Origin of the sequence: Shewanella chilikensis (assembly GCF_037953065.1) — a bacterium.
GTDB classification, from domain to species: domain Bacteria; phylum Pseudomonadota; class Gammaproteobacteria; order Enterobacterales; family Shewanellaceae; genus Shewanella; species Shewanella chilikensis.
In genome coordinates, this window is the sequence record NZ_CP149966.1 from 3600600 (window position 1) to 3614504 (window position 13905).

At 52.7% G+C, this 13905-nt stretch carries 11 protein-coding genes; 6 read left to right on the forward strand and 5 right to left on the reverse strand.

Annotated features, from left to right (window positions below):
• Nucleotides 1-10: 10 nt before the first annotated feature.
• A complete protein-coding gene (locus WKR14_RS16375; RefSeq protein ID WP_339086946.1) occupies nucleotides 11-3100 on the forward strand; it encodes a DUF2339 domain-containing protein in 3090 nt (1029 codons plus the stop codon).
• A gap of 158 nt (nucleotides 3101-3258) precedes the next feature.
• Here the strand turns inward: WKR14_RS16375 and WKR14_RS16380 are convergent, their stop codons facing one another.
• From WKR14_RS16380 to WKR14_RS16400, 5 genes are all read right to left on the reverse strand, one after another.
• Entirely contained in the window at nucleotides 3259-4548 is a 1290-nt protein-coding gene (locus WKR14_RS16380) for an O-acetylhomoserine aminocarboxypropyltransferase/cysteine synthase family protein (RefSeq protein WP_101053722.1), read from the reverse strand.
• A gap of 132 nt (nucleotides 4549-4680) precedes the next feature.
• Nucleotides 4681-5295, reverse strand: coding sequence for a disulfide bond formation protein B (locus tag WKR14_RS16385; RefSeq protein ID WP_101053725.1), 615 nt, complete (start codon nucleotides 5293-5295; stop codon nucleotides 4681-4683).
• 10 nt (nucleotides 5296-5305) lie between these two features.
• The gene (locus WKR14_RS16390; protein WP_226565676.1) at nucleotides 5306-5920 is read right to left on the reverse strand and encodes a thiol:disulfide interchange protein DsbA/DsbL; all 615 of its coding nucleotides are present in this window, start codon (nucleotides 5918-5920) and stop codon (nucleotides 5306-5308) included.
• A gap of 48 nt (nucleotides 5921-5968) precedes the next feature.
• On the reverse strand, nucleotides 5969-7729 hold the full coding sequence (locus WKR14_RS16395) for an aryl-sulfate sulfotransferase (protein ID WP_101053728.1): 1761 nt from the start codon (nucleotides 7727-7729) through the stop codon (nucleotides 5969-5971).
• Between the two features lie 15 nt (nucleotides 7730-7744).
• Nucleotides 7745-8419: a hypothetical protein gene (locus WKR14_RS16400; protein WP_339086950.1), complete on the reverse strand. Its 675-nt coding sequence runs from the start codon at nucleotides 8417-8419 to the stop codon at nucleotides 7745-7747.
• Between the two features lie 122 nt (nucleotides 8420-8541).
• On the opposite strand from WKR14_RS16400, the gene WKR14_RS16405 reads away from it, so the two are divergent.
• The 5 genes from WKR14_RS16405 to WKR14_RS16425 all read left to right on the forward strand — a co-directional run bounded on the left by WKR14_RS16405 (nucleotide 8542) and on the right by WKR14_RS16425 (nucleotide 13637).
• A complete protein-coding gene (locus WKR14_RS16405) occupies nucleotides 8542-9492 on the forward strand; it encodes an IS30 family transposase (protein ID WP_115389073.1) in 951 nt (316 codons plus the stop codon).
• A gap of 317 nt (nucleotides 9493-9809) precedes the next feature.
• Nucleotides 9810-10520, forward strand: a complete 711-nt coding sequence (locus WKR14_RS16410; protein ID WP_165565555.1) for a TetR/AcrR family transcriptional regulator — start codon at nucleotides 9810-9812, stop codon at nucleotides 10518-10520.
• Between the two features lie 232 nt (nucleotides 10521-10752).
• Nucleotides 10753-12090: a Na+/H+ antiporter NhaC family protein gene (locus WKR14_RS16415; RefSeq protein WP_101053737.1), complete on the forward strand. Its 1338-nt coding sequence runs from the start codon at nucleotides 10753-10755 to the stop codon at nucleotides 12088-12090.
• A gap of 99 nt (nucleotides 12091-12189) precedes the next feature.
• The gene (locus WKR14_RS16420; protein WP_101053739.1) at nucleotides 12190-12864 is read left to right on the forward strand and encodes a hypothetical protein; all 675 of its coding nucleotides are present in this window, start codon (nucleotides 12190-12192) and stop codon (nucleotides 12862-12864) included.
• 59 nt (nucleotides 12865-12923) lie between these two features.
• Nucleotides 12924-13637, forward strand: a complete 714-nt coding sequence (locus tag WKR14_RS16425; RefSeq protein ID WP_339087760.1) for an RNA pseudouridine synthase — start codon at nucleotides 12924-12926, stop codon at nucleotides 13635-13637.
• The last annotated feature ends 268 nt before the right edge of the window (nucleotides 13638-13905 follow it).

The window sequence follows — 13905 nt, forward strand, 5'->3', positions numbered from 1 at the left end:
GGAAAGCAGCATGCAGTTAACGGAAGAACTCCAACATCTCAGGCGCGAGCTTGAAGATCTCAAACTCAAAGAGACGAACCTGGAAATCAGGACAGATATCCGCCTCGACGCAATAGAGCAAAGAATCGATGCTTTGTTTATAGCGCTCAATCAGCTTGCCGAAGAGCAAGCTCAGCCTTTGGCGCATGAAGTTGCTGAGCCGTCAGCAATGCCTGGGCCCAATGAGCCTCAGGCCGAGCCAAAAGCTGCCGACTTCTCCTCGGAGTCACAGACCCAGCGCCAAGATGCCTGGCAGCGCAGGGCCGATATTCAGCCTATCGAGCACCCCAAGCCGGCACCAGCTGATACGGCAGCAACGCCAGTTGCAACCCAAGCGCAAACCGCATCAAAACAAACCGCCGCCCAAAGAGTACCGCCCCAAACACAAGAGGGGCGAGGACAGCAGACTCCCAACTGGGGGCGCAAGTTTGATCAGGCTGTGGCCGCTTTTTTTGCCGCTATGCTGAGCCCGCTGCTGGGGCTCTTCGCACAAGCCAAAGATTTTTATCAGCACTATCAAGCCAAAGGTCAGGGCCCGGTGTTTATGATGACCCTGGCCGGGATCATCGCCATGACCCTGGGCTTTGGTTATCTGCTGCAGTATTCCATGAACCACTGGCTGTCGGACACAGGAAAGGCCTTGACCGGCTTTGTCTGCGCCAATGGCATTCTGGCCTTGGGGGCCTTTATCCGCAAACGGCAACGAGCGATGGCTGATTTCGGCTCGGGTCTGGTGGGCCTTGGGCTGATTATCAACTATCTGTGTGCCTATTTTGTCGGCCCCTACTTCGAGCTGGTACCGGATGGCGTCAGCTATCTGCTGCTGTTGCTTATCACTGTGGCCGGTTACAGTCTGGCGCTGAAACTGGAAGCCAGAGTCATCAGCATAGTCGCCTTGCTGGGTGGATCCCTGGCACCACTGATGCTGCTTTCCGGCAGTCAGGCGCCTTTGATGTATCTGCCCTTCCTGCTGCTGATTGGTGGCTGCTCTTTACTCTTGAGTCACAAGATACGCTGGCCTGTGCTGCTGGAAACGACAGCCATACTGCACATCGCCTGTATCGAGAGTCTGAGTTTCTTTGTCGAGCTGCCGCTGCAAGGGCAAGGGATATTGGGAGTTCTGGCGCTCATCTCCCTGCATGGCCTCTTCTATGGTTATGGCCTTGGCAGCCTTTGGCTGTTTGGCCGGGAACGCCTCAGCCACAGACTGCTGGCTCTGCCGGCGGCCTTGCTGGCCTTTTTGGTCTATAGCCTGAGTCAGTTCAGCCCCCATGCCGGCGAGCTGCTGCTGGCCAACGCCGCCGTGCTTATCGGACTGTCGCTCTGGCTTAAACAAGACAAACAGCTGCAGACGCTATTGTGGTTGGCGACCGGTGCCTGTCTCGGTTTTGCCGCGCTCAGCCTGCTCAGTGGTGAGCTGCTGGGGCTGGTGTTACTGCTCGAAGCCTTGCTGTTGATGTGGCTAGGTTGCCGAGAGCAGCAAGCCTCGCTGCGAATCGAGGCCATCACCCTGCTGGTTCTGGGACTGGTCATCAACCTATTGGCCCTTGGCGATATGATCAATGAAGCGCCGGCGCTCTTGTCACTGCCGCTGCTGGCTTGGGGGCTAAGCACGCTTACCTTGTTTGGCTTTAACCAACTGCTGGGCAAACAGCCCGAACTCAGCCGCTGGGAGCAACAACTACTGCAGCTGGGACGCGAGCTGGCCAACGTGCTGCTGGTGTCTTTAGCCCTGGTTAGCGCCTGGCTGATAAGTGAAAGCTACTTCCTGGTGATCATTCCCGGATTGAGTCTGACCTTGCTGCTACTCGCGCGCAGGCAACAACTCAGGGTCAGCGAGGCCTTGGCCTGGGCCTTGTTGTTACCGCTGGCGGCACAGGTCATCTTCGCCGTTGTGGATGTGCATAGCCTGAGTTTCCGGGCTCAGCCGCTGTATGCGCAAATCGCCAGGGTAGAGCTGTTCCTCTGTCTGTTACTGGCCTGGTATGCATACCGGCGCTTCCATCCCAAAGGCGAACTTAGGCGTTTGGCCTGGTACGCTCGCCTGGCCTGCCTGGTGCTCTTGCCACTGCTGTGGCTGCCCAAAATCGCCCTTCGTTTTGAAGATTGGCTGGCCCCGGCCTTGTGGTTATCCTGCTTTGTCAGCTTAGTATTGGCCCGCAAGTTCAGGCAGCCGATACTGAAACGCGAAGCGGATGTACTGCTGGTGCTGGCTATAGCCCAAACCGCTTTTGCCTGCCTGACAGGACAATGGCCCGGGCTTATCGCACTGCTGCTGGGCAGTCTCTATTCTGGTCTGCTGCTGTGGCGCTATCCATCCTTGCCAAGGCTCTGGCAAGGCCCCTGCCGACTCGGCTGGCAGTTGTCACCCTTCTATGGCGCGCTGCTGCTGGCGGTGGTCAGCCACAGCCTGGAGGTCTTGTTCAGCCACACGTTGGCACTGAGCAGTGTGGTGCTGAGCGGCTACTTCTTTATCCTGCTCAGCCGCAAACCGCTCAAAGCTCTGCGCCCGGGTTACCTCTTTGCCTTTGCCAGCTTCTTTATCGCCTTGCTGCTGCCCTGGCTCAGTTGGCTCGACAGCCTGCAGTCGTTGCAGCTCGATGCCCTGACCCGGCCCTCTGAACCTTGGCTGATGGCGCTGGCACAAGCTTGCAACCTGGCCTTGCTGGCGCTGTTTATCCGTAAACGACCATTGGCCATGAGACGCTATCGTCAGCAATTGCCGACCAATATGGTGTTTATCGCCTGGCATGCCCTGTTGCTGCTGGCCTATCTGCCTCTGGCCTACCAGATGCCAACCGGATTCGATGCCACCTTAAGCACAGTGCTCATGGTGTCCCACGGCTGCTGGCTGATGTTCCTCAGCCTGCGTCCCGGCTGCCAGATTATGCTCAAACTGGCCGCGGGTCTGTTTGCCATCAGTTGCCTCAAGGTATTGCTGCTGGATATGGCCGCCGCCGATCTGCTGCAAAAGATCATCGTCTTTATGCTGATTGGTGCCTTGCTGCTCGGGGTGGCTTACTTCTACCAGAAGTCCAGAGCCCGGTTGCTGTCACAATAATGGCTTATATGACGGCTCGCGCGACAGCCACAAAGGCGCAAAGCCATTAACAAAAACCATTAAGAAAAAGCCATTAAACAAAAGCCCCCGTATTGGCGGCGGGGGCTTTTCAGACAGTTAGTCTGTGCTTACAACAGATCGGCTTGCAACAGATGTGTTTAGCGACCGACTCCCCCCTGGGAAGCTTCCAGCGCCTGGGCTACATCGCTGATGATGTCGTCTATATGCTCAATTCCCACAGAGATCCGGAGCAGATCTTCACTCACCCCGGCGCGAGCCAACTCCTCGGCGTTGAGCTGCCTGTGGGTCGTGGTGGCAGGGTGACAGGCCAGTGACTTGGCATCGCCTATATTCACCAGACGCAAGATCATCTGCAGCGCATCGATAAAGCGCCCGCCGGCCTCTTTGCCCCCCTTGATACCAAAACTGATGATACCGGATGCCTTACCTGAGGTGATTTTGTCGCAATTGGCCTTATAAGGGCTGTCTGCCAGGGCGCCATAATTGACCCAGCTCACCAGCGGATGGGACTGCAGGTAACTTGCCAGCGCTTCGGCATTACTGCAGTGGCGCTCCATCCGCAGGCTCAAGGTCTCCAGCCCCTGCAGCAGTAAAAAGGCGCTGTGTGGTGATAGAGCCGCGCCGGTATTACGCAGCGGCACCACCCGGCAACGGCCGATATAAGCCGCCGCGCCGAAGGCTTCGGTATACACCACCCCATGGTAGGAAGGGTCCGGCTGATTGAGTACTGTAAATCTGTGTTTATTGGCGACCCAGTCAAACTTGCCCGAATCGATGATCACCCCGCCCACTGTGGTGCCGTGACCACCGACATACTTGGTGAGCGAGTGGACAACGATATCGGCGCCATGTTCGAAGGGGCGGCACAACACAGGGGTCGCCACTGTGTTATCCACCACCAAGGGCACGCCATGTTTATGGGCAATTTCTGCCAAACGTGCAATATCGACAATATTACCGGCGGGGTTGCCTATGGATTCACAAAACACCGCCTTGGTGCGTTCATCGATAAGCGACTCCAGGGTATCGAAGTCATCAAACGACGCCATGCGCACCTCAACCCCCTGGCGCGGCAGAGTATGGGCGAACAGGTTATAGGTGCCGCCGTAGAGCTGGCTGCTGCTGACTATGTTGTCGCCCACTTCCGTCAGCGCCTGCAGCGCATAGGTGATGGCCGCCATTCCCGAGGCCAGTGCCAGCGCGCCAATGCCGCCTTCGATGGCCGCCATTCTGGCTTCGAGCACGGCGTTGGTGGGGTTCATGATGCGACTGTAAATATTGCCGGGCACCTTGAGGTCAAACAGATCGGCGCCGTGTTGGGTATCGTCGAAGGTATAGGACGTCGTCTGATAGATGGGCACCGCCGCCGACTTGGTGGTGGCTTCCGATTCATAACCATGGTGCAACGCCAGGGATTCCAGTTTCATCTCGCGCTCCTTGATGACAGATAATGCTGACTGAATGAGTGAGCAATCAAATTAACAGACAGACATCCAGATGTCCAAACAAAAAGAAACCACCCCTGAGGGTGGTTCTTGCCAGGCGCGATTAGCTGTCTTTTATGGCTTGGCCTTGAAGCTCGCCAGCCAACCCACTATCGCGCCGCCCAGACCGATGGCAAACACTGAATAGGCTATGATGCAATAGTGCGCCATATTCATGCCAAACAGTGACCAGTCATCTTCACCACAGCCGCCGGTAGGCGCGAACTCAAATGGCAGCCACTTATCCAGCGGCAAGCCCAGAGGGAAGTGTGGCTCGGTGGAGCAGGCAGAGCCTGCCGCCGAACCCGCCTCGGCAAAGAAGTCCATCGACTCATTCACTACCAGGTGCGCGGCGTCGTGGATATTCATCAGTTGAATCGACCAGGCCATTCCCTGGATCACGCCGTAGAGTGCCAGGGCAACCCCCAAGGCCTTGAGTAAATGATTCTTCGGATTGATCAAAATGATGGCACCGGCCAGCACTATGCAACATTGGCTGAAGCGTATGTAAACGCACAGTTCGCAGGGATCCATCTCCAGAAATACCTGAAAATAGCCCATGGCGGAAGCGAGCAAAAAAACCGCCGCGCCCAGCATTATGCTCCAGAGTATTCGCCCCTGTTGCCAGCGGGCCAGTGTGGGAACGGGAGCCTGGGTAAACTCCCGAAACAGCATACTCAATTTATTCATCAGTAACTCCTTACTTGGCGGCCAGTTCAGCCACCAATTCATCGAGCATCTGCATGCTGCGAATAGACTTGGTGTTGATCAAGTACTTGCCATTGACCACCAGTGCCGGGATCCCCTGGATCTTGGCGACGTCCACACCTCTGTCCCATTTGCTCAAAAGTTGTTGCACCTCAGGGCTATTCTTGGCCGCATCAAAACCGGCGCGATCCAGGCCGGCAGCTTTGAGGCCAAAGTCGATGACTTCATCGGCAGAGGCAAAGCGGGCCTTGTCGTCATGATACTTCTTGTACAGTGCCATCTTGACTGTCTTTAAAGCCTGCTCGGATTGGGTTTGGGCATAAGCCAGCACCAAGGCTTTTTCCATGCCGAATGGCGGCTTTGTGGTGATGTGATAATCATCGAAGGTCACTCCCTTGGGCAGATTTTTCACCATGCCGGGGATCACTGCCTTGTCGTACTTGTAGCAGAAGGGGCAGTTGACCGAATACACCTTCACCACTTGATTGGGGGCATCAAAGCTGGCGGCCCCCAGCAGTTGATAGTGTTCGCCTTCATTATATTTGGCGGCAGAAACAGAGCAGGACAATAACAGGGCACTCAGTGCCAACAGACTTTTCTTCATCATGATACGGACTCCAAACAGGCGGCAGCCCGGCTGCCGCCACAACAATAATTAACGATTAAACATGCTTTCAGGGTGAACCACAGTAGAGCGATAGCCAGGCTCGTGTTTCATCAAAGTCTTAACCTTGATTTCAACCTTGACCTCATTGCTCTTGGGATCCACTTCGGTGATCCAATGTTCGGGAGCCTTATCCCCTTCCAGCAGTCCGGCAGAAGCCGAGGCCATAAACATGGTCTTGTGATCTGCTTGCCACTCTGTGATGGAGGTGATTGGGCTATACCACTCGTACCCCCGCTCTTTGCCGTACTCCCAGGTCTGCTGCACTGTCATCTTGCCCATGTCGACTTTGTACTCGACGCCACGGGAATACTTCATGGTCGGCAGCGCAGGTTGTTCCAGACCGCGGCCATCGCCGTTGTCAAACACTGTGACTGTGCCTCTATCCGGTACCGGCCAGGCGGTGTGCTGAGTCCAGGTCCAGTCAAAGTTGCCTTCGCAGCCCTTGGCGTCACACTTGAGTGCCCGACCTTTGGTATCAACGGGTTTCAGTACCTTGGCGGCAAGTTCTCCTTTCCAGCCTTCGGGGGTGCCGAGGATCCACTTGACCTTATTATCACGGCCAACCTTAATCACTGCAGACTGGTGGCGTGAGCTGACAATAATGCTGTCATCGGCCGGGTCATAACCTATGGAGTTGATATGCAGCCAGTTGCGGCCGGTTCCGACCCCGGCAACATCGCCGTAGGGTTCGCTGGCCAGCTCTTCGGCGGTCTTGGTTTCACCGGCCTTGGAGACATCCACGTTCAGGCAAACCGCCCCCATATCCAATGACTTGAGCACAGTGTCACGCATAGGGTCGAGTATCTTGTTGAAGTCCCAAACCTTAACAACATCACCGTTCTGATCCACTTCAATCACATGGTCGCGCACTGTGTCGACCTTGAGGCCATCCGGCGTGACATAATCACGCTTACCCACCCTCAGCAGCAGGTGACCATTGGGCATTTCGGTGATCTCATGGGAGAAACCGTTGAAGCCCCGCGGGAGTTCGCGCTTGAAGATAGGCTTGCCGATAAAGTCATACTTGGCGTAGTAAGGCACCTGGAACCCTTGATGCAATTCAAACATCAGCCCCTGACCAAAGATCAGCTTGCCATCACGGGTCTGCTTGAAGGACATGGAGCCGCCCGGACGGTCATAGATAACATCGCTGTTCAGATGCCAACGCACATCGCCGTTGGTATCTATGATGTTCTGGGTCGGGATCCAGTCCCAGTGGTCACGGATATTGGGTGGGATCACCTGACCATCAACCAGATAGAATCTGTCTTCAAAACCTTTGGCGACTTTGACCGGCTCATACTCATACTGGGTGCGGGCATTGCCGTCGATATGCAGGTGAGGCAGTGCGCTGGTGCGGATCTTGTATTCCTCGGTCACTGACTTACCGGCCAGTTTGTAGCTGACCTCAACCCGGTTCAGATAATCGGGATAGAGGCCAAATACCGGAATACCGCTGTGGGTGTTGAGTTGAGTCAATCCCACAGGGTACTGAATATCAATCCCTTTCTTTCCCTTACCTTTTACTGTGACCTTGACGTCACTGATGGACTTGCCACCGAGATCGATCACCGCCACCAAAGGGCTGAACTTGTAAGGATCCACATAGACATATCCCAACTGTCCCTGAGGTATGGCACTGGAACTGGTACCCGGCAGATCGCCGCCGGCAATCACCTGGGTTGAGAAACCCGTCAATGTCAGACTGGATGCCGCCAACATTAAATAACACAGTCTCTTCATTTTCATCTTGTCACCTTCCAATTAGAGTTGATATTGCAGGGAATAAAAAATAGCGTCGTGATATCCTTGTTTTCCTAAGTTATTTTCTGCATACCGATAACTCAGGATAAAACTCAGATTTTTGGTAAAAGACCAATTAACAGATAAAGCTCCATTAAAACCAAAATCCTTTCCATCACCAGATAACACCAAATAATCATCTTCGCGATTAAAAAAGTGCTCTTGCCACCAGGTTAATTTAAAGTCTTGCTTAAATAGATTTAGCTTATGGCTTGCCAGAAAATAAACATAGCCACCGTTGAAACCACCTTCAAAGTCGGCATCAAAGCTTTTATAAGTGGCATCGACAAAATGTCCGGCCAGAGCAACTTGTAGATAGGTATCGCCATAACTCTTATCCCAGCTCAGTCCCAACATGGTGTTGGTTTCGCCCCAACTGGGTTTACTCTTATCAAACACTTGGCCGTAGAGGTTCCAATCTGTTTCCCCTAAGTTAATCTGACCTATCACATTGATCTCTGTGCCGTAGTAAGCTCCATCGTCCGGATCTTCCCACTTTACATGGCCATAAATATCACCATACTCGTTGCCAACGGCACCTTTCAGAGTGATAAAAGGATTATTGTCTTTGGCCTCGCCAAAATAATCCGATGCTTTGGATTGCCAATCCATCATCCCGGCTTCGACCGCCAACATAGCCGCCTGACAGTTGCCCCGAATTCAGATAATAAGTGCACCACTCATGGTTAAACGGTGAGGAGAGATCAACTGCCTGTTGGTGATACTCTGTAGTCGCCAAACAAACATGAGTAGTTACCATGAATTACAAGCAGTTGATCGAGGGACAACGATACCAGATTGAGGCCTATTTACGCGAGGGTTTCAGTTATCGGGAGATAGGAAAACGTCTGAAAGTCAGTCACAGCACAATCAGCCGGGAAGTAAATCGCAATCGAATTCGGGATAACCATTACTTGCCGGAAGTCGCTCAGGCGAAGGCACTAAAACGCCGTTGTCAGTCCGCGAAGTCTAGAATATCTGGACTGACCATCACCTTTGTTGAGTTCGGTCTCAATGAGAAATGGAGTCCGGAACAAATAGCCGGTGTCGGTAAAATCATCGGATATAACGTCAGTCACGAGTGGATTTATGGCTATGTCCAGCGTGATAAATTATGCGGCGGCAAGTTGTACAAACAGCTCCGCCAGAGTCACCGAAGATACCGTAAAGGTAACCGTGCGAAGCGTGTGATTATCCCGAATCGCGTAGGCATAGAGCATCGTCCCGCTATCGTGAACAAGAAAAAGCGGTTCGGAGACTGGGAAGCTGACACGGTTCTGGGCAAGCAAGGTACGGGCGCGATTGTCAGCCTGGTTGAGCGAAAAAGTAAGCTGTACCTGATACGCAAAGTGCCAGCGAAAAGCGCAGCCGATGTGGCCCGGGCCATGGTTGGTATGCTGTGGAAATATCGAGGTTATGTTCGAACTATCACTGCGGACAACGGCAGCGAGTTCTGTGACCACGAACAGGTCGCAGAAAAGCTTAAAACGGATGTCTACTTCGCTAACCCTTATTCGTCCTGGGAACGCGGACTGAATGAAAACTTCAACGGTTTGCTGCGGCAATACATACGGAAAGGCACCGATTTGCGGACGGTAACAGATAAGCAAATTAGTGAGATTGAACGGGCATTAAATGCCAGACCGAGAAAGTGCCTCGGCTTCAGGCAACCTATTGCGGTATTCAATGAATTACGCAAGGCAGCCTAATTTAGCGAGTGGTGCACTTCGGAGTTGAATTCGCGGCCACCAAGACAGACAGAAATAATTAATGGGCATAACAATTTATTGTTCATATTCAATCCTTCCTTCCCGACTCAAGTTAATTATTTACAGAAGCAGAAATGAATAGGTGAACTAAATCACATGAAAATGTGTATTTTATTTTTTTGTTAAAGGATTTAATAAGGATCATCAAAAAATAAAATTTTATTTTTTGATGAGCGGGATCACAAAGAGCTAATTAACACACAAAAACTTTTATTCTCCAACTTATAATAAACCAACACTTTCTTGAGTATTGTAAAATGGATAAGCCCGAGCATAACCGTATACGGGAAGCTATTTTGGATTTGGCAGAGTCTGTTATTGCCAAAGAAGGATTATTGTCACTAAAAGTATCAGACATCACCAAGGGATTGGGCATATCCACAACTCTGTTCTACAGCATCTTCAAGACCAAGGAAGATATTCTGGTAGCTCTCACCTGTCGCGCCTTTGACCAGGTACTTGGGCTTCGCTGGTGGCTCAATCTGGAGGGTTACTCAGGATTGGAGAAATTTATCGCCTATATTCTCAATGAGATCCAATTTACCGAGACCTACTGCCTGCGCAGCTCCATCTCCACCATCTCCTGCAACAGGTTGATCTTCAACAAGGCCAGTGCCACTTATCTTCGTAACCTGAATCGACTGGCCATGGATTATTGGGAAACTCCGCTCCAACTTCTGGCTCAAGCAAAAGAACAGCAGGAGATCTTGGCCAGTGATGTGCAGATCCAGCAGTTTTGCCATCTGTTATGCACCTATCTGAGAGGCCGAGAGTTAGTGGGAAACACCTACGCCGGTAAAGAATACAGCCAGGATGTCAGGTTTGATAATGCTCGGCTGCTCACTCAACTACTTAAAGAGTTGTGCCCTGGCAAAAGGCTAAATCCCCAAACCCTTGCCAGGGCGCAGCAGTTGCGTCGCGAATTACCCCAGCACAGAGCTCAACGCCAACAGCAGCTGAACACTTGAGCTAAACCAAAGTTCTTCGGTAATAGCATCGCAACCGAGATTTAAGCCGCACAGTGCACAAAATCAACATAGAAGTAAAAACATCTAGACGTCTAAATTGACAGGCGACTGGCTATCCCCTATTCTTTCGCCTAATTTGTCAGGAGATGATGCCGTTAAGACAATGCAATTCAGCGAGTTTGGCTGCTGCGGAGGGAATCCCCGGCCGAACGTGATTTACAGAGAGTAGATTTTGACCCAGAACAACACTTCTCCAGCCGTTAAAGCTCCGGCCTCATTTGTGGCGCTGCTGCCACTATTTCTGTTTCTGGCGCTGTTTATCGGTGCCGGGGTCTATTTCCAAAGCCAAGGGGTAGATTTTGCCTTTTATCAGTTGCCAAGTCCGATAGCGATATTACCGGCAATTGTACTGGCCATTTTACTGTCCAAACAAAAGCTCAACCAGACCATGAATACCTTTATGGCGGGGATAGGCCACAACAACATCATCGCCATGTGCCTCATCTACCTGCTGGCAGGTGCTTTTGCCGCAGTGGCCAGTGCCACTGGCGGGGTTGATGCCACAGTTGCCCTGGGGCTTAAGCTGATCCCGGCTAATCTGTTGTTGCCCGGCTTTTTCATTATCGCCGCCTTTATCGCCACCGCCATGGGCACCTCCATGGGCACGATCGCCGCCGTGGCTCCTATCGCCCTTGGGGTTGCCGATCAGGCAGGGATTGAGCTGCCACTGATGGCCGGCTCTGTAATGTCCGGCGCCCTGTTTGGTGACAACCTGTCTATTATCTCGGATACCACTATTGCCGCCACCCGCACCCAGGGCTGCGAAATGAGAGACAAGTTCCGCGAAAACCTGATCTTTGCCATTCCGGCAGCCATTGTGACCCTACTGCTGTTCGGTTTCCTCTCTTCCGGTCAAGCCGAACTGCCTCCGCAGGAGGTCGACTTTGTTAAGGTGTTGCCTTACTTGAGTATTCTGGTGCTGGCCGTCGCCGGGTTAAACGTATTTGTGGTACTGGCCATAGGTATTTTGCTGGCCGGAACCACGGGGTTTCTCACTCAGGACTATTCGTTGCTGACCTTCGGCCAAGACATCTATAAAGGCTTTGGCAATATGCAGGAGATCTTTATCCTCTCCATGCTGGTTGGTGGTTTGGCGGCCCTGATGCAGCAGCAAGGTGGTCTGAGTTTTGTCAGCCAACAGATTGAGAAACTGATTGCCCGTTTCTCCCGCGCCAAAGGCCAAGCCTCATGCCGCGCCGCCGAACTGGGTATGGCCGGAATTGTCGCCTTGACTAACTCCTGCGTGGCCAACAATACCGTCTCTATTGTGGTCAGTGGTGATATCGCCAAAGACCTGGCCGCCAAACATGGGGTGGCCCCCAAACGCGCCGCCAGTGTTCTGGATATTTTCGCCTGTATTATTCAAGGGCTTATTCCTTACGGTGCCCAGGCCTTGCTGATAGCTTCCCACTTCAAGATCTCGCCCCTGGAAGCGGTTGCCAATACCTGGTACTGCATGATCCTGGCCTTGGTCGCCGTGGTGATTGTGATACTGCGCCCCCGCAGTTAAACTAATAAATGCAAAAACCAAACCGGTCCCTGCGACCGGTTTTTTGTCGCTGCCGTTTGGCAAGCATTATTGAATACTGATGTTCAAACGAGCCACTGCATGCCCCCTTACGAGCAATATCACAAACAAGATCCGCAGCGCCTGGCATTTATGATGTCTCTGGTGGGCGTCAGTATAGCGGCACTGGGTATGGCCTCCTCCTTTTGGGCCGCTTATGACAGTGTGGGCAGCGCTATTTTCAGCATGCGTATGGACAGACTGGGTGATTACTTGAGCTCGCCGCTGGCCTATGTCTACAACATCTCGCTGCTGCTGGGCGGTGCCTGCTTCATCTTGGCCATGGGTGGCCTCTGGTGGCAAAAACACAGCGCGGCGGCCGGCTTGTTGTCAAGGTCAGGGATAGCGGTTGGCTTAGGGATAACAGCGCTTGGTGTGTTTCCCTACAATGAACTCTTTGCTCACCAGTTGGCGGCCATCTTCTTCATTACCAATACCTTGGTGATGTTTACTCTTTGCTGCTACTGCTTTGTTTCTCATCGAGCACTGTGTAACCTGCCGCTGTGCCTGTTTAGCCTTCTGGGAATAGTATCTGGTATTGGCCTATTATCTCAGCTGCAATGGCCATCAATGAATTATGCCTTTTGCCCGGCGCAAACCCTCTGCCTTTCGGTATGGTTTATGTGGCTGCACTCCATTGCCACTGTATTTGCCGGCCTCAGCCTATCAGCCACGGTTTATCGACTGTGGCACTGGTCGCAGCCGCTCAACGACTGATGACTGAAAAACCGTATAGGGATGACGCGACAGCGCCAAACTCATCTCAACAAGCCACAATCCGCCTCGCCCACTATCTGGCGCAATCCGGCCTATGTTCAAGGCGCGAAGCCGCCAGGCGCATCGAAGCCGGAGAGATTTTTCTGGGTGGCAAACTCGCCAAACACACAGACAGAGTCACCCTCGCCGCCGGGCAGCGACATTGCCTCGAAAAGCTGTTTTACCAAGGTGAACCCATATCGCCCCCTGAGCCGCACTCGTACCTCCTATTCAATAAACCCGTCGGCATAGATTGCCGCCTACTCAAAGATGACCCGAGCAGTCTATTGCATCTACTGTCCCAGGATAAACGCCTGTATCCGGCCGGAAGACTGGATAAAGATTCCCGCGGTCTGCTGCTGCTCAGTAACGATGGCGAGCTGACCCATAAACTGATGCACCCGGATTTCTGTCACAGCAAGTGTTATCGGGTTACTGTGGAGCGGGCATTTACTGACGAGTTTATCCATGCCTTGAGAGCGCCTATGGATTACGGTCATGGCCAGGTGCGGGCATCACAAGTCACGCCAGTTTCAGCAAACAGTTTTGAAATTATTCTGACTCAGGGCAAGAAGCGGCAAATTCGCCGTATGTGTCGGCATTTGGGCTACAAAGTCACAGATCTCTGCCGTACCCGGATAATGGAGTTAACACTTGATAGGCTTGCTGAAGGGGAGTTTAGGGAGCTCAGCCGCGCACAAATCGCTGCGCTCAAAGACGCAGTACAACTTTGACTAAACAGCAGTATATCTTTTTACGACTCTAGATTATTGGGCAAAACTAAGCGCCTGGTTAACTGTATCAGCTCAAAACAACCGTGTTTGTGGCAGCATACCCTCCCCAGACTCACTCCAACAAACCAGCACTCTCAGCCGAGTCGATAAAGCGCATTTATAGCAACCCATGGCACCACTTAGTTGAACGTGCCACAGGCGGCTTACTGGTCAGTCTGGGGTTAGCATTTTCCTCTGAGGGATCTTCCTTAGCAGCTTCACAACGAAG